The sequence below is a fragment of the Halopseudomonas sp. SMJS2 genome (genome assembly GCF_029866945.1).
Classification (GTDB): domain Bacteria; phylum Pseudomonadota; class Gammaproteobacteria; order Pseudomonadales; family Pseudomonadaceae; genus Halopseudomonas; species Halopseudomonas bauzanensis.
Genome location: NZ_CP123446.1, coordinates 106,346 through 123,379, shown reverse-complemented (window position 1 = coordinate 123,379; position 17,034 = coordinate 106,346). Strand labels below are relative to the sequence as shown.

General features: G+C 55.1%; 13 protein-coding genes. 5 read left to right on the top strand and 8 right to left on the bottom strand.

Annotated features, from left to right (window positions below; translation table 11 throughout):
- Positions 1-27 precede the first annotated feature (27 nt).
- Positions 28-3,366: a UvrD-helicase domain-containing protein gene (locus QAO71_RS17550; protein WP_280165722.1), complete on the top strand. Its 3,339-nt coding sequence runs from the start codon at positions 28-30 to the stop codon at positions 3,364-3,366.
- 19 nt (positions 3,367-3,385) lie between these two features.
- Here the strand turns inward: QAO71_RS17550 and QAO71_RS17545 are convergent, their stop codons facing one another.
- The 6 genes from QAO71_RS17545 to QAO71_RS17520 form a co-directional block, all read right to left on the bottom strand.
- Complete coding sequence (locus QAO71_RS17545) at positions 3,386-3,922, bottom strand: hypothetical protein (protein ID WP_280165721.1); 537 nt, start codon at positions 3,920-3,922, stop codon at positions 3,386-3,388.
- 903 nt (positions 3,923-4,825) lie between these two features.
- Complete coding sequence (locus tag QAO71_RS17540; RefSeq protein ID WP_280165720.1) at positions 4,826-5,242, bottom strand: 30S ribosomal protein S10; 417 nt, start codon at positions 5,240-5,242, stop codon at positions 4,826-4,828.
- 616 nt (positions 5,243-5,858) lie between these two features.
- On the bottom strand, positions 5,859-7,112 hold the full coding sequence (locus tag QAO71_RS17535; protein WP_280165719.1) for an insulinase family protein: 1,254 nt from the start codon (positions 7,110-7,112) through the stop codon (positions 5,859-5,861).
- Positions 7,113-7,115: 3 nt separating this feature from the next.
- Entirely contained in the window at positions 7,116-8,243 is a 1,128-nt protein-coding gene (locus tag QAO71_RS17530; protein WP_280165718.1) for a hypothetical protein, read from the bottom strand.
- A gap of 3 nt (positions 8,244-8,246) precedes the next feature.
- Complete coding sequence (locus tag QAO71_RS17525) at positions 8,247-8,786, bottom strand: hypothetical protein (protein WP_280165717.1); 540 nt, start codon at positions 8,784-8,786, stop codon at positions 8,247-8,249.
- Between the two features lie 12 nt (positions 8,787-8,798).
- On the bottom strand, positions 8,799-9,764 hold the full coding sequence (locus QAO71_RS17520) for a DNA replication terminus site-binding protein (protein WP_280165716.1): 966 nt from the start codon (positions 9,762-9,764) through the stop codon (positions 8,799-8,801).
- 254 nt (positions 9,765-10,018) lie between these two features.
- Between QAO71_RS17520 and QAO71_RS17515 the strand changes: the two genes are divergently transcribed.
- From QAO71_RS17515 to QAO71_RS17505, 3 genes are read left to right on the top strand one after another with little or no spacing between them, the layout of a single operon-like run.
- On the top strand, positions 10,019-11,671 hold the full coding sequence (locus tag QAO71_RS17515) for a hypothetical protein (RefSeq protein ID WP_280165715.1): 1,653 nt from the start codon (positions 10,019-10,021) through the stop codon (positions 11,669-11,671).
- A gap of 34 nt (positions 11,672-11,705) precedes the next feature.
- Positions 11,706-12,257, top strand: a complete 552-nt coding sequence (locus QAO71_RS17510) for a DUF922 domain-containing protein (protein WP_280165714.1) — start codon at positions 11,706-11,708, stop codon at positions 12,255-12,257.
- Between the two features lie 8 nt (positions 12,258-12,265).
- Positions 12,266-13,360 carry an Ada metal-binding domain-containing protein gene (locus QAO71_RS17505; RefSeq protein ID WP_280165713.1) on the top strand — a complete coding sequence of 365 codons (1,095 nt, stop codon included), beginning with the start codon at positions 12,266-12,268 and terminating at the stop codon, positions 13,358-13,360.
- Between the two features lie 57 nt (positions 13,361-13,417).
- Here the strand turns inward: QAO71_RS17505 and QAO71_RS17500 are convergent, their stop codons facing one another.
- Positions 13,418-13,690, bottom strand: coding sequence for a hypothetical protein (locus QAO71_RS17500; RefSeq protein WP_280165712.1), 273 nt, complete (start codon positions 13,688-13,690; stop codon positions 13,418-13,420).
- A gap of 64 nt (positions 13,691-13,754) precedes the next feature.
- Positions 13,755-14,399 carry a cyclic nucleotide-binding domain-containing protein gene (locus tag QAO71_RS17495; RefSeq protein ID WP_280165711.1) on the bottom strand — a complete coding sequence of 215 codons (645 nt, stop codon included), beginning with the start codon at positions 14,397-14,399 and terminating at the stop codon, positions 13,755-13,757.
- A 411-nt stretch (positions 14,400-14,810) separates the two neighbouring features.
- On the opposite strand from QAO71_RS17495, the gene QAO71_RS17490 reads away from it, so the two are divergent.
- Positions 14,811-17,033 carry a hypothetical protein gene (locus tag QAO71_RS17490; protein ID WP_280165710.1) on the top strand — a complete coding sequence of 741 codons (2,223 nt, stop codon included), beginning with the start codon at positions 14,811-14,813 and terminating at the stop codon, positions 17,031-17,033.
- Position 17,034 lies beyond the last annotated feature (1 nt).

The following is a 17,034-nucleotide window of genomic DNA, read 5'->3' as shown; positions in this document are numbered from 1 at the left end:
TGAACCTATCAGATTAAGGGGAACCCCATGACCGCATATCAAAAGCTCGACACAATGCCTCACCTCACCCCCATCATGGAGGCGATTGCTCTAGGCAATCCGCATGACGGAGCCGTAAGAGCCTTGAGCATCGATCCACGCCGATCTATCGCACTGCTGGCGCCTGCAGGGTCGGGTAAGACCACACAGCTCCTCTACCGCCTTCTCGCATGCCTGACGGTCGCGCAGCGTCCTGAAGAAATCCTCGCCATTACCTTCACCAACAAAGCTGCTGGTGAAATCGTGGAGCGTGTATTGGGTGCCCTGTCTGCGGCGGCTAAAAATGATGTGCCTTCCGAGCCTCACGAGTTGCCACTATTCCAGCTCAGCCAGCTTGTGCTTGAGCGCGATGCCCAGATGGGCTGGAACCTACTGCTGAATCCCTCCCGGCTACGCATCATGACCTTCGACAGCTTCTGCGCCCAACTGGCCGCGAAGACGCCGATCATGTCTGGCCTGGGTGGCGGCAAAACACTCGACGATCCTTCTCTGGTATACCGCCAGGCCATCCTGGAAACCTTGGGATCGGTCAATGACGAACACATCGACCCCGAGCTGCGCGAAGCGTTGGAAGCAGTACTAGGCTTTGCCCGTAACCGCTTTGAGGTGCTGGTCCCTATGTTCGGGGCTCTGCTGGCCAAGCGTGATCAGTGGGTCGGCGATGTCCTCAACCTCGATATGGCTGTAATGGCCGATTCGGTTAACAACCTTGCTCAAACAACTGCAGAGAAAGCCATAAAAGTACTGACGCAATCCGCCGCATACCAAGCCGTTGAGCTGCTGCAGGAAGCATCCACGCTACGGGAAGGGTTTGAGTGGGCATGCTCGCCGGTAATTGATACATCTGATGCAGGCCTTGAGTACCTGCGTTGCTTTGCCCTGTACATGCTGACAGCCGAGGGCAAGCTGCGGGCGCGAGTGAACGCGACCAATGGCATGCCAGCAAAGGAACGCATCACCATTGCCATGAATGATCTGCTGGGCCAGCTTAAGGGCGACGACGGTACCGTTGCCGAAGCGCTGAATGCACTGCTGGTACTGCCCGATCTCGAATACCCAGCCAGCTCCGAGGCTATGGCTGCACATCTGGCCATCATTCTTCGGTATCTAATGGGCAACCTCATGCTTGCGTTCGATGCGACAGCCTCAGTGGACTTTCCTGAGGTAGCGCAACGTGCCATCCAATCTTTGGGTACGGGAGAGGATGTGGGAGATGCGCTGCTCGATGAGGACCGTATCTGTCACCTGCTGGTCGACGAATTTCAGGACACATCACCGGCGCAGTTCCACCTGCTGGGCAAGCTCATCGAGCATTGGGGAGAGGAGGAGAACCGCTCAGTCTTTTTCTGCGGTGATGGCTGCCAGTCAATCTATCTGTTCCGGGGCGCAACCGTAGGCATGTTCACCGATATGGTTCGCGACAAGAGCTTTGGTGCTCAGGAGCTTGAGGTGCATCACCTTGTGGTGAATTTCCGGTCAGCCCCTGCGGTCGTCGAATGGAACAACCAGGCATACGGACAGGTGTTCAGCGGAATGGAATCCACCTTTGTGCCGTCTGTACCCTTCCGCAATTTCGATGGTGCTGTGATTGTCGAACCCGTCACGTCCGGCGTTGTGGCTGAGGGTGAAAGGGTTGCAGAGATCATCAAGCAGGAAATGACTGAAGATCCAGAGCAGTCCATCGCCATCCTCGTTCGCGGACGGTCACACCTCAAACACATTCTGCCGGCGCTGAAAGCTGCCGGTATCAGTGCCAGCGGCACCGATATCGACCCCATATCTGAATCCCAGCCTGTTTCAGAGGTAATCGCTTTGATCCGCGCGCTCTGGCACCAAGGTGATCGCACCAGCTGGCTGGCGTTGCTCCGGTCAGCGTTTGTCGGCCTATCCTGGTCCGACTGCTTAACCGTGGCTCAAGGTCACCGCGTCATCAGCCACGGGCTGCGCATGGACGAAGTAAATGCAAAGCTGAGCGATGACGGCCGCGTCCGAGTTGCGCGACTTGTTGCAGCTCTGGACGGTGTTGAACAAACGAGCCGGGGCGATGAGCTGGGCTGGGCTGCGAAAGCCGTCTGGGTGTCACTGGGTGGCGTTGCCTCAGTAGACGCAACAGAGCTGGGCGATATCAGTACGGTGTTCAAACTGCTGAGCAACCACACCAGCTCAGGTGACCTGACGGACCCTCAGTCTTTCTTCAACTCTCTGGACAAGCTGTTCGCCACCCCCAAGGCAGGGCATGTTCAGGTAATGACCATCCACAAGAGCAAGGGTCTGGAATTTGACGTGGTCATCCTGCCGTCTTTGCAGAAGGGGAGTGTGACTGACGATACCCCGCTGTTTTACTGGAGGCAGATCAACGGCTCCTTCGTGCTGGCGCCGAACATGGGAGACCAGGACCCTCGATCCGCTGAAAGCCGCCTTTTCAAATACGTCGGGCAAATGGTGAAAACGGATGTCCGTGAGGAATTGGCGCGGGTGGCCTACGTGGCGACTACCAGGGCGAAGCGCAAAAGCTATTTGCTGGGGTGCATGAACCCACCTCGCAACGGCGCTGATCTGAGGGCACCTGCCGGCTCCCTACTGGGATGTCTATGGGATTCCGTGGGCGAAAGTTTCAACAATGCTGAGCCGGGGGAGGAGGTGATTGCTGAGTCCACCAGCGGCGTACCCTCCAAGGCCCGTTTGCCAGGCACATTCACTGTCAGCCTGCCGTCCGAGATCTTTGTGCCGGTGGCGAGCAACGAATCACTCCCGACGGAGAACGAGCTGGAGGATGAGCTTCGGGAGTCAGAGGGTAAGGACTACCGGTCGAAAACTCGCGGCATTGTCTTCCATCGCATGGTTGAGCTGATGACAGCGCAAGGTGGCCAAACCTGGAGTGTAGAGCGGGTGAAGGCAAAGTCACAGGCTATCGCCTCGATGCTGCGGCGAGAGGGCTATCCAATCCGTGAGATACCGGAAGCTGTGCGGGTCATCAGCGACTTGCTCTGCACCACGGTGACCAGCACGAAAGGACAATGGGTGCTGGCAAAGCACACTGGTGGCGGGCAGGAGATCCGGGTTAGTGGGTACCGCCAGGGCCGTTGGGTACACCGGGTCATTGACCGCGCGTTCGAGGAGAACGGAACATACTGGATCGTGGATTGGAAAACAGCCGCCTGCCCTGAAGGTATGTCTGTTGAGGCATTCTTGGCGAGCCAGGTCAGCAAGTACCGGGCAAAGATGATCGAATACAAGCGAGCAGTGATCGATGCCGGCATCACCCTGCCTGTAAAGTTGGGCCTGTATTTCCCTGCTGTTGATGCCTTCGTAGAAATTACGGGGTAGGACCAGGTGAAGGAGCGAATCATCCTGGGCGGTGATTCAGCCTTAGTCCTCGATTGGCCTTGAGCACATCCATCCGCTTATGAAGTGGAATCGTGTTCAGGGCCTTTTTGTTTTTGAGGCCTCCAAGCATCTCCCCGCGCATACCGACCAGCGCATCAAAAACTACCTGATCGAAGGCTATCTCAACCTTCCCGTCGGCGTAAGCGATAACCCCTGAGGCTTTGCTGGCGCTGAAATGATCACGAGCCAGGCCGATGTATAGAATCGTCTGGAAAAACTCGTAGGGACGCACGTATCCCTTGTACATCCTGCTTTTGAACTCTCCTACGATTATCTGATTACCGTGCCTGGACCTGAAAACTGCATCTGCCTCCCCTGTGACTCCGAACTCAGTAAGGCGGTTTCCGCTAGATGAACGCCCAAGATCAGAGCTGACGAGGGTGAAGGAAAGCGAAGAAACACCGAATTTATTGAAAATCTCACCGTCGGCACCCCGGCTGATGAGCCAATAGACGATCAGTATGAGGAGAAGGGCGGTACCGCCAAAAACTACCATGGGATGTAGCCCTTGTAGACAGCCCAGACCAGTACGACTGCGATCACAACGAGAGGAAGAAGAGAAGGTTTCTTTCCGATAGCACCGTGTGCCTTGTTGCCATGACGAAGGGCCTTTCGATCCAACTTTTTTGAGGGCGTGATGGCCTCACTAGGATCTTCTGCGTACATAGCTAGCCGCGCCACGCCAATAGGTCGTAACCCTGTTTTGCGCCTCATGCTGGCGGCCGGCCGAGCAGCAGGACTCTCTTGTACCCGCTGAAAGACGCAACACCAGAGTCGACCAGGTTCCTGAATGCCCGCGAGGCGCTGCGCTTATGAACACCGGCCCATAACCGTAGCTCCTCTTTACTAGCTTCGACTTCGATCCCGATCTGAGTCTTTTGCGCGTCGGGATGGCTGGCGAGTTGTTGGATAACTCGTAGGATGCGATCCTGGTCGCATTGGAATGAGGACTGGGCGGCGTCTGCATATTGCCGGGTAAGACTGGTGTCCAGGGCAAGACATAGGCGTTCCCAGAGTAGTGAGTCCTTATCATCGCTATCGAGTGCTTCCCTGGGTATGCTGATGACCAACGTTGTCGTGCGGGCTATGAATGAGATCGGAATGCTTTGAATGATCGAGGGGGAAAGGATGTCTCCCCTGCGTAGTGCACATACAAACGAGGGAGCGGGTATGTCGTCTGCTAGCTCGGTCACCGCCACTACGCATCCCTTGAGGATCATGTGAAGTTGGTCAGGGACTGGTCTGAAGACATTCCCCCTCTCAACTTGCAATAACTCACCATATCGCTCCGCGAGCTTCAAACAGGAAAGCCAGGAATCCTCTAGGCCAGGTACGTTAAGAATCCATGTTGGCGCCGGCATCTTTGCCAGGAGCATTGGTAGCATAGATGAGCGAATCATTAGCGGTCATCCTTAAGTTCATACTGATTTTGATATGGCTCGATCCGTACATTCACCGATTTGGGAAGAGGGATAGAAACCAGGCCTCGAATACCTGCCGAGGTCGGATTGATCACGAGGAGGATGCGCCGATATCGTTTGGGCTGGGAAACATACAGCCCCTTCTTGTTCCCGTCGGCAACCATCTCACGCATGACGATGTGGCGCCGGCGCTCCGTTGGAAGAGCAAGCGGGCCCCTTACGCGGCTCCCTGGGAAGGAGGCAAATGAGTCTTTGATGATCCTGGCCGCGAGCAGGGCGGAATCGGGACGAAGCCCGTCAATAACGATATAAAAACTGTCAGGTACAAACCTGACTTTCATCGTTGTGGAGTCGGATAGATCCCAGATCTGTTGGTCGATTGCGGGCAGGTACATAGGCAGCTCTTCAAGATTATTACCTTAATAGTGCGAAGAGGTGCCCCTAAAACGAGGATATTACAGAAATTTCGACGTTTTTCTCTCACCAGTGATTGCCTGCACGCGCGATTGATGATGTACCCATCCTTCCAGACCCCTGACCATCTGCCAGGTGGATACGAGCTGCACCAGGTTTGGATGGGCCTCAAGATCGTTAATCGCTAACATGGTCTCAGTTGCCAGGTGTTTATCCCCACCGGCGACATCGCTTAATGAATCGCCGCAGGACTGGGTTCGGGCTCGAAGACTGGAGCAAAGGCGAAGAGTAAAGCTGGTAAAAAGGTCCAATCACACGCCCTAGGCTCACGGCCAAAAATTGATGTCAGATACGATCCTACTACTTTCGCGCCCCCCTTTCCGCCGAAGATCTGTCATTTTAGGACAAAAAAAACCCCACCGAAGTGGGGCTTCTCTGTAAGCCGGGGAATCGCAGTGCACCACAGACAAGCTAGAGGGGGGGGTGTGTTAGGAGATAAGGCCTATGCGATTCCCCAAAAAACAGTAGATCTTAACTGAGACCTTCTGCCAACATAATGGCACAGTGCGTAGCCGTAACGCAAAATAAAATAATACCTCAGACCCGGTTTTGGATGTCTCCAAGAGCCACTTTTGGGTTTCTACGACGCATCGTGAGCAGCAGAATGAGCAGACCAATCGCACCTACCAAAAGGTAAACATTACGATCCGCTTTAGGCAGACCGGCTCGATGTGGTGCCAAACTAACATCGATTGATTTCATTGCCAGTTCTTTGACAGCTGTTTGGTATGTAAGTTCCGCTGCAGGCTTAAGCAGCGCGGGCGATACAGCTAAATCGAAATTACTGATCAGTGCAATCTCTTTTGTCAGTGTTGTGAACTGGTGCTCATCAATTTTCCTAATAATAAACAGCTCGATTGCTTCGGAGTCCAGTTCGGTAGTGTCTGTGCCCACTACAGCCGTAAGACTCACCCATCCAGCGCCCCGGGATTGGTGCACTACCGATCTAGCCTGATAAGCCACTGGGGCTTCTCGCAGATACGCTTGGAGCTGAAGCCGTAGGGTCTCGGCAAGCTGCTGCGCGAAGTAATGGGGAAGGGTATCCCGCCCAGGCACCGCAAAGAGGACTTCGAGTGTTCCCGGAAACTGGGCGGTCTGTATTGCGTCGATGCGAAGACGTTCACCGGTGTAGCGTTGGACCAGGCCCGGATCAGGGCGCGCCTGAACAATACGTTCGGCAACCCGCGCCACGTCGAGGTCTGAGGAGGGGCCAACACTCAGCAGGGAAATATTGTCCTGAACGTAGAAGGCGTCGTAGTAGTCCTGAACATTCGCATGCGAATACTTTACTAGCTCCGTTGTATCGTCGGGGCAGGGCGCTGGGGCGCCATGGTGAACAGCCGCGTACTGCTCAAAATAGGCCCCCCGGCTCACATAGTTCGAGCTGGCATTGTGCTCAAGCAAGATCGCCTTTATCTCGGTTTCAAAACCCGCAGATGGGAGTTGAGACCTTGCCAGTATAGCAATAGCGGCTTCTTCGATGAGCGCAGCCTTGATGGAAGGGCCGTGGATTACATACTCAGTGAAATCTTGGCGGGTAACTGCCTCCAGAGCTATGCCATGCTCATTCAGGCTGACCATCATGTCCGCAGCAGTCGCACCAAACTGGGTGTCAGAGAGTAGAAGATGCTCGATTATGTGTGGAGCTTCCCGATAACCGCAGGCGTCCAACATACCCACCCCAACCGTTGCACGCAACACAACTTCCCCTGGGCGGGTAATGTGCTTGTGCTCGACGGCGAACGCCGGCACCGCTAGGGTGGCGAGCAGTAGGAGCAGGAATCGCTTCAACGCTTATCCTCGTTGGGTACTGAAAATAGCGGACAGAACATTGGGCGCGGGATGGGTGTCAGGGATGAACTCCATAGCTGCATAACGCACTCCGCTGGCCTCCGAGTGGAAGACATGTTGCATCTTGCCGTTCTTCAGCCCCACATACGGAGCAGAAGCAACTAGGACGGCATCCATCTGGAGGTCAGACTGTACCAGCCCAATAGGCAGACCAAACACCATCCGAGACTCGACCCGGTTCCACAACTCGGACTCGGGAGTAGGCCTGACAATTACCAAATGGATACCTTCGTTCGCCGCCATCTTGAAGGCAACGTCAAAGTCGCCAGGGTCAAGCTTGATGTCAGGGCCATCTATGATGAGAGTGCGACCGGAGGGGGAAAAGGGCTGCAACAGGTCGATGTGGGCAGCCACGAGCGAGGCAAGGCCATAGATCTTGGGCGGCAATATGGACATGAACAATCGGTGACCTTTACCCGCCCCGGCCATTAGGGCAGAACTGTGTGATTCACTCAGCTCACCTCGGTATACCTTCATGTTGTTGACGTGGTTGTTGAGCCAGGCATCACCGTCCTTGACGGTTCGAACGATCGCAACGCGTGTGTCGTCGAGAGGATTGAGGGAAAGCTCCTGATCGATGAATCTAGTCGTTACTGAGCTGTCGTTATGCAAAATCAGTGTGTGCGCCGCGTAATTGCGCCCGAGGATCGTCTGTATCGGCGCCGGGTAGCCAAACCGCGATTTGAACTTCTCAAGCATCGCCACATCGGTGCTGTTTGGGTCTACGGGATCAGATTTGACGTATTCAATGAGAGCGTCAAAATTGCTGAACCCCCACATGGTGGCGATGATCAGCCGCGCATCATGCCCGCCGCGCACATCTTTTGGGCCAGGCAGGTCCAAGTTGAGAGTCATCCTCACAAACTCCATCATCTGGTGATGGTTGTCGAGGTCAAGGATGACATCGGGATCTTTGATCTGCTGGTAGCCCGCCATATGGCCTTCGAAGCTATTGCTTTCAGGGTCATATTTCTCGTAGCCGTAGGCACGAGCAATCATGGCGGCAGCCTGTTCCGCAGAAGCGTTTACTGGCCAGAATTCAGTGAGTCGATTGAACTGCTTTTTGTACATGGTTTATGCGTCCCAGATAGCGCTGGCTGGATAGGTTCTGGTGAAGCTCAAGTAGGCCTCGACGTGATAACGATTCGGCGCAACGGCACAGGCTAGATCCGAAAGAACATCGAAAGCTGCCTTGCGAGCAGCGGGCCACCAGGTAGGTGACTCGCACTCAAGCATGAGGCGCTTTCGGGCAGCTACATGTCCGGCCTTCGCCGCCCGGGCGAGCAGCTTCAATCCATAGTCTGCATCCGAATGATCCAATGAGCCCTCAAGATGTCTAGTGGCGAGCCGATAGAGTGCTACTGGAGGGGATGAGTCGTCCATGGCGCTCCGAATGAGCCAGAAGCTTGCTGACTCTGCATTTAGCTCCACTCCTTTCCCCCTTTCCAGGCAATAGGCGACTGTAAACATGGCCAATGCATCGCCGGCCAGGGCGAGTGTGAGAGCATTGCCAAAGGCAACACACTGAAGCTTTTTGTCTGTCGAATTCACCAATTGCAGTTCTTCTACTTTGCGGGAGGAATCACTGGCCATTGCGGTTTTTTCGGTTGTCATGTCATCCACGTTCTATGCCTTCTTTCTCGTGTGCCTTTCTGGCTTATTCTGTTGCTCATCCTTGGCAGTCCAGGCTCGATAGCACGGCAGATAGCGATGGATGTATAGGGACTCCACGTAGGGCTCCGCTTCAATCCGTGCCCGGCTGGATCGAGGCCGTTCAGATGCATGGGGTTCATAGGAGACGAGAGGTGTAATTCTCACGCTGGGGCATTGATGGTTATACACGTAGGGCACCGACGCCTGCGCGATGTAAGGCGAATCGTCACCGTCATGCACCCGCACCCGGACGTGCGGCTTCCCCTCTCGGTAGATGGCTACGGCTTCATGAGAATCTAAAATCCTTAGCATCTCAACCGAAAACGCGGTTTTTCTGTCAACAGAGTCCTCCGGTAGCTCCTCCGTGCGAGGTACATGCCCGTGGATATCGATCAACTGCTGTTCCAGCTTCCCGGCCAAATCCCAGGCTTTTACCCTTTTGATTGATGGTGTGGCGTCCCAATAGAAACGAATAGCTACCGGGTCTCTGAGAATAGGTGTTATACGCATGGTCTGCAGCGCGGAGATACCATTATGCCGGCGCCAAATGTTCACCCGCTGCTGCTGGCTCAAGGGCTTAATGACCTCATAGATCTGGGACCTAAGCAGGTTGGTACGAGCAATAGTGTCGATCCACTGAGGGAGTAGGCCTATCGCACCTGGAGCGCGGATAGTTTCTCGCATGCTTTGACCGATCCGCATCCAGAGACTGGTCAGTATCTCGATGACCAGCAATTCGGCCTCCTCGCGCTCAGGCGCGGAAATCTCAATGGGCGCTTTGGAGTCGACGAGCGGCGCGGACCGAAGCGGTATCTCCCATAACGCATCAATTCGGATTGAGCCAGACCGCGAGCGCATATCCGCTGCCAAATCCTTAAGCTCGGAGTCGAGTTGATCGATCAGCTCCAATGCATGGTGTGAGGGGCTTATGTGCACCATCGGTTTACCTTTCTGCCAGATAGGTCGGAGTGTGGGTCGTGTGTATACCTTAACGCCGGGAGTAGGTTTTCACAGCGCCGAAATTTCGAGGCGGGAGTTAATATGCGTGGCTCCCGTCTATTTATGAACCCTTGGGTTAGATTCTCCACTCCGGTCGTTATGGTCTAGTCATCGTCGACTAAGTTTTTCGCCCTGATCGGGTTGCCTAGGATTTCACATTCGTCAAACTGACCGCAATTAACCGGAGAATCACTGTGAGCTTGAAGGAAGCCTTTAATCGGTCGAAGCATTTAGGTGAGCTTGCTTCTGCCTGGATGAAGCACCTGCGCACGGGGGCCGAAGCTGCCGGCGCCGAGCTGCCGTACAAAATTACTGAGGGCGATGTCGCATCCCTCATTGCACCTGCTGCATTGCTGGCCAACATCATCCTCAAAGAGGGGATGCACCTCACTCACCCCCCCAAACGGGTACTGATCCTAGGGGGCGACCCCATTACACGCCTTGATCGCTCAATCTGGATGGGGTACGCCAACCAGTTCCTCGGCATACCCAAGTCCTTCGAGATCTTCCAGTTGCGCGACGAGGACCCTCGATCAAACTTGTACGAGACGGGTGTAGCCCTCGGACTTCAGCCATCAACAATCGTTGCGGCACAAGACCTGCTGCGCGGAGAAGGGCCGGAGATTGAGATCGCCCTGTGGATTCATCCGGTGGCTGAAACCCCAGAGCATGACGCCAGTGACGCTGATCTGGCAGCGATGCTTCATGCCCAGGGCATACCGGTCTATTCATGCCACTTCAATGAGCTGGACCTTCACGTCCAGAACTACGCATTGAACACATCGGGGATAAGCCTAGCACCACTGGGGCAGGTTCTTTCCAGCGGCTCAATGGCAGTTAACCGGTTTGGTATATCCAGCCAGAGCTTGGGAATCACGGGCGGATGGGGGGCGCTGTTAGCCAAGGCTGAGCCGGCAAAGCAGAAGATCCCAAGGGCTCATATTCAGGCAGTAGTAGCGGCGACCACTCTTCTACGATCACAGGGGTACGAGACATCGGGTTGGACCTTTGGCACCCGGATTAACGGCGTTGCCTTCAATCGCGTGTTGCCCATCGCCCTTCTTGGCAACATGGCGGTCGACGACCGATATGGTTATGTACTCAGCGAACATGAAAAACCCCGAATACTCAATGTCAGCGGGCATGCTTGGTCTGACCTGGTAGCTGAAATGCCCAAGTCCAATTTCAACCTGCTGTATTGGGCCTCGCGGCTAAAGCTTTGCTTCAACACATTCCTCCCCAAGGAGCCCAAGCGAAGAACTGAGGTTATTGACACGCTAACGTCGGCATACCAGCTGGGAGCGCTTGACGCCGGGATTGCATTGGCCCGGGGCTATGAGTCACTTAAAACAGAGAAAGGTACCAGTGATGCCATCGCAATCTACCAGGAGATAGGTGCTCAACATCCGATGAGCTCCTATGTGTTGGCGCATCATGAGATGGGGAACGGCAACTCCGGCGACGCGGAGGGCCTGATGAACGCCGCCGCAGAGTTCGGATATCCCCCGGCAGTTACCGATCTGGGGGTAATGGCGTTTCAAAGCGGGAAAACAGCACAGGGATTGGCATTGCTGAAGAAGGCGATGGCGCTGGGCGACTCTGAGGCGGCATTCAGCTGGGCGGAAATACAGATCCAACAAGGCGCGTACGTGGAAGCCCTCGAAGCGCTTAGGAAGGCATGGGCTACGGGACACGAGGAAGCACTCAAGGTAGCTCAGTGGCTTGCTACGGAGATGCTGCAGAAGGGCCTCGGAAAGCGCTCAGTGGTTAAACGGGAGTTAAAGGACATAGTGGCCTTCGTTGCAAAGCGTAAGCGCCTGGAAGAGCAGGCAGCGGCGAGTGCGTAGAGTACCAGCCGCCTGGCTTGTGTGCCTGATCGTAATGATCGGGCAAGGTGCAGCGTTTGGATCGCCCCAGCCGATTGTCAAGTTCGACATCGTTTACTACCCGGCTGAAGGCAAAACCATACCCGAGATCCATGATTCGATGTTCCGCAACTCCCCCATCCGCTCAGCACGAGGAACGTATGGGGGCCTCACCACGAACACCATCGCAGCCAACTACGATCTGATGCAGACATCGAAGGGGTGCGAGGTGCGCAACCCGGTCGTCAAGCTCAAGTCGATTGTGACGCTGCCTAAGCTCACCGAGGAGGTGCGGAGTGTGGGCACAGCTCGGGAGTGGGAGCGTTTCATCGGCGCATTGCGCGCTCACGAGCTGATGCATGCACGAAATGGGCATGCCATAGCAAAGACCGTGCTATCGCGGCTGTACAACTTCAAGTCAGGGCAATCGTGCGGGGCGATCAAGGCCAACCTTGATCACGCAATTTCGACCCTGATTAACAACATGAACGAGTTTGACCGCCATCTGGACCGCGATACCTCACACGGCGCGACCCAGGGCGCCATGCTCAATCTCCACATCAGGTAAGGACTTTAATGGGACGTTTTTTCAGGACCACTGTTGCAGCTCTCGCAATCATCTTCTGCAGCGGCGCCATAGGGGCCGACCTGACTGTTGGAACCTGGAATATCAAAAGGCTAGGACACGGCAACCAGACCAGCTTCAAGGCGCTGGCGCATGTAGCTAGGCACGCTGACCTGATTGCTGTGCAGGAGGTCATGAACGAGGGCGCAGTGGATCGTCTGGTGCTGGCGCTTGAGAACGCCACCGGTGATGACTGGAGCGCGATCAACTCCCACCTAATTGGTAACTCATACAAGGAAATGTACAGCTTCGTGTACAACGAGCGCACAGTGAGCTACGAAGATGGCGCTGTGGTCTATCTGGACCGTGGGAACAAGTTCATCCGCGAGCCATTCTCGGCGAGGTTCCGCTCAAGACAGACAGGCGATGTCATCGCAGTCGCTACGGTCCATATTCTGTACGGTAAGGGAGTGGGCGATCGTCTCCCGGAGATTATAGAACTTGATGCATATTGGAACTGGTTGGGAGAGGTCTATCCAGGCACCCCCCGGATGCTAATGGGTGACTTCAACCTCGATCCCCATCACCAGGCCTGGTCAACCCTACGCAAGTCGGCGCTGCCCCTGATCACCGAGGGCGCATCAACGCTCTCAAGTATCAACGGCCGCTATGCCAACCTCTATGACAACGTGTATGTCAGTAAAGAAACGGCACTTCCGATCAGGCGCTCTGTCATCGTTGACTTTCCAAAGCTGCTGGGGTGGGACCATGAAAAGAGCCGTGCCCACGTTTCCGACCACGCCCCGATATTCGTAACATTGGGTCAGCCTGCTGGCGCGACTAACTTGCCTGTCGTGACCGACCAGACCACTAAGAATGGGCAGCGCAAAAAGAGTAAAGAGGTTGCCGCCAGCGCTCCAAATAGGGTGGAGACAAGCGCCTCAGCAGCGTACAAAGGTGCTGTCCGGGGCAATCGCAATAGCTCGATCTTCCACCGCCCGGACTGCCCGAGCTATGCCTCGATCAGCCCCCACAATATCGTGTTATTCAATTCTGGGCAGGAAGCGATCGCTGGTGGGTATCGGCTGGCGGGAAACTGCCCCTAAAGCACACAGGGAAGGCGAGGTGACGGCGCGGAAGGCGGTGCCGGCACCCAGTACGGCTCACACAGTTAATATAAGAATCAATGCGGCCACGCCGATGCCTAGAAGCGTGACCAGGACGGATGGAACCCCATCGACTCGGACGTTGGATGCCACCGCATAGGCGTAGTAGGCCAGTGAAGCCCAGAATGCGCTCATGACTACCTTGAACATGGAAAGGTCATCATTATAGCTCAACCAGAAATAGACCAAGGCTCCGAGCACCGCCGTCGCCAATGCCGTCAAATGCTGCTCAGAGTTCAAATCTTCCAATGACAATGTGCTGACTATCATACCCGCCCCTTATCAGACAGACCTGTGCATCTAATAAACCAAACTCTCCCATTCCTCTTACTCATCATCTTGCCTCCCGGACCACAATGGAATGTCCCGCTACGGAAATAATCCCCAGGGCTGCCAGAGACGCTAATACCTTGCCCACGACCTCCCTGGAGCAGCTGACCAACCTGGACAATTCTTTGCGGGAGATCTTCACCAGCATGCCCTCAGGGTGCGTTGCCGCGTCGGTATGTGTCGCCAGCTCGATCAGTTCCTGATGAACCCTGTGGCTTATATCGTTGAAGGTTAATGAGGCTATACGCCCGGTGAAGGCCTGAAGCCTTTTGTCCATCTTGTAGCAGAGTTCCATGATCATCTCCGGGTGCCTGGAGCATAGTTTCATGGCTTTCTCGTGGCTGAGATAGCGAACAGTGGAATCAGTTTTGGCAGTCACTATGATCTCTTGCGAGGCGGTCGGGGTTGCTGAAAAGAGCCCTGATTCACCAAACACATCACCTCGATTCAGGTGGCCAAAATGGGTCACGCCCTTGGGCGCTGAATGCTGGCCGTAACTCAAGGTGCCTTTCTCGACAACATAAAGCGCCGCCCCATGGCAGCTGGGTGGTTTGATAGTCTGGCGTGCGTTGAGGTGGATGAGGGTAGCGTGCCCCACGAAGACGGATAGGGTTTCCAATGGATCATTCTGAATTGGAAGCTTCGGCATTCATTTTCCTCAAGTAACGATTTCAATCTCGCAGAGATTCTGTTGCCGCCAACAATACAAAAATTCTTTGGGCGGCTGTACCGAAGAGGGGTGCACAAACGGATATCCGGGCCCAGGGCATTTCTGCATGCCGGTTCGGTGGCGGGGGCATTTTGATCTGGGCATGATCTTTTGACACCCATCGCCATTGGACATGTCAAAGTGGACGCTACTGACCACAGCACGCCCGGCCCGCAAGCCGACGATACGAAAAAGCCTTACTTGCAGCGGGTATGCATAGACCTACTGAACTCAGGGCTGGACGCGCTAAAGGGGCTTCATGACAGCTCATGGAAGCGGGGGTTTGTAGCCGGCTCACATTTTAGCACAGGCCACCATGCAGCCTCAGCCGCAAGCCCGGCACCTTCAGTCTTGGTCATTGAAGACAAACGGCAACAGGTTCATGGCTCTCCAGCAGTCGACCTGTCTCTGCTGGAAGCTTCAAACCTGAACATTTCCGGCGAGCTAAAGCAGCAATTCCGGGCAGATGCTCTGAACGTTCTATCTGAGGATGAGCAGCCTACGGATGATCAATGGCGGGCTATCCTTTCTGTGCATCGAGCAACCTGTACCTCAGGTATAGCTGGAACCGGCAAAACCCATGTCATGGCCTTACGCTTGGTGCTGCTTCACGTCTATCTCAAAGTGTCACTGGATCGCATCACGCTTCTTTGCCTTACAAGGGACTGTAGGCTGGATGTCACGAGGATCGTGCGAGGCCTACTCGGCCGATGGGGTAGGGAATACAGCGAATGCCAGATACTTGAAGTCGTAAAGACACCCCAGGGTGCAGCCCTTGGCCAGCTTCGGTCTCTTCCAGACCTGCAGAGTGCTTTGCCCTTCGAGCTACTGGCCGAGCCATTGAGTAATGATGAGGACGGCCGACCGTTCGACAGTCGCCTTACCCGCAAGCAACTGTCGGTGCTCAACGACGCCTATTCAAACGCCTATCTTAGGAACCAAAACTTCGCAGCTGATATCAAGGCTGCATTCAAAGCCGGCGCCGTACTCAAACCTCTCTCGGTAGACGATCCTGTAGTGATGAAGGCGGCACCCATCGCATGGAAGCAAGCAGCGGCAGACCTCGATATCAGCGAGACTATGGAGAAGATGTGGACCGATGCTGGCGCCTGGCCGCTCAAGGGCATCAAAGCGGAGGTCACCGCTATAGAGGTTCGAGGGCACACCTTCTATGCCAACGGCTACTCACCAGCTCTCGATGCTTACGTGGTGCTCGGGTTCGACCGAGCAGCCGATCGCAACATCAAGCGAGACCCCAGGCTCAGTGTACCGCTTGCAAAGGAGTGTGCCGTCAAACGCACCATCCTTCAGGCATACGCGCCCAAACCGATTGTCTATCTTGAATCCTATGATGACGCCCAACAGCTGGTAGAGAGCATGGCCTTGCTGAACACCAAGGCCCCCATTTTCGATATCAGTCTCAAAAATCAGTCGCGGCCATTCTCGGTTGTTGAAATGCTGTATCAGCAGGGAAACCTGATCGAAACCCTTGGCGTCCCTGTAGCACAAGCCATTAGCAGCCTCAATTTTCTGCCTGGCGATTCAGAGATTCACTTCTACCGGGCACTGGCACATTTCTGGGTTGAGTTTGAAGCGTACCTTCTCGCGTCAGAACCGAAGATGGTGACCTCAAATCGGATGTTCAATTTGCTTGGCGCATACGGCGAGTCAAATATATCGCACCTGCCAGCAAGGACCATTAAGCGCATGGAGCACGTACTAGTCGACGAGGTGCAGGATCTGACCGTTCCCATAGGAGAGTGGGTCAAGTCTTGTCTGCAGGAAGCACGGCGGCGCCGGCATCAGACCCCAGAGCCGGGCGCAGAGTTGGGCAGCCTGTTTATAACCGGTGATGATTACCAGACAGCACACGGCACCCAGGGCGCCACTTCACGATACTTGCTGAATTTTGAGGCAGAGTTTCGCTGCAGCGCAAATTCCACACGACGTATTCTGGGTGAAAACTTCAGATCACAGCAAGGGATCATCGACGCGGCTCATTCTATGGTCCTCGGTCTGCCGGCAGTCAACGCCATGGCCCCATCAAGCAGACCGAGCAAGCAGACCGGCAGCAGAGCACCTATTCTGATCAGCTACTTGGAGCGCAAGCTGTTTGTAGCAACTCTGAGAGAACACTTCAGCGCCGGCGATGACATCCTGATTCTCGCCGCTAACCAAGACGACTTCAGGATGATTGAGCCGTTGATCAAACCAGTGATCGATGAGGATAAGCGCCTCAACCCTGAGCGCAGGCGCGTGCGTGTCAGGGCCTGTCAGCGAGCAAAAGGCCTAGAAGCCCAAACGGTTCTTATAGTGGGAGACTTCACTGCACGATTCGCGTCCTGGACCAGCAATCAGCTATTCACTATCGCAGCACCGGGGCCGGTGAACAGCCAAACCCCTTTCGATACGCTGCAGGAGAATGAGCTATTCCGGCTGGCGCATATCGGGATTACACGGGCCAAGGAAAACTGCCACTGGTTCGTCCGGCCGGCTGATAAAGGTGAGCCCCAATTGCTGCGCGCATCTTCGCGTATCGCAGCCGAGTCGAACTACATACGGGACTTGAGATAGT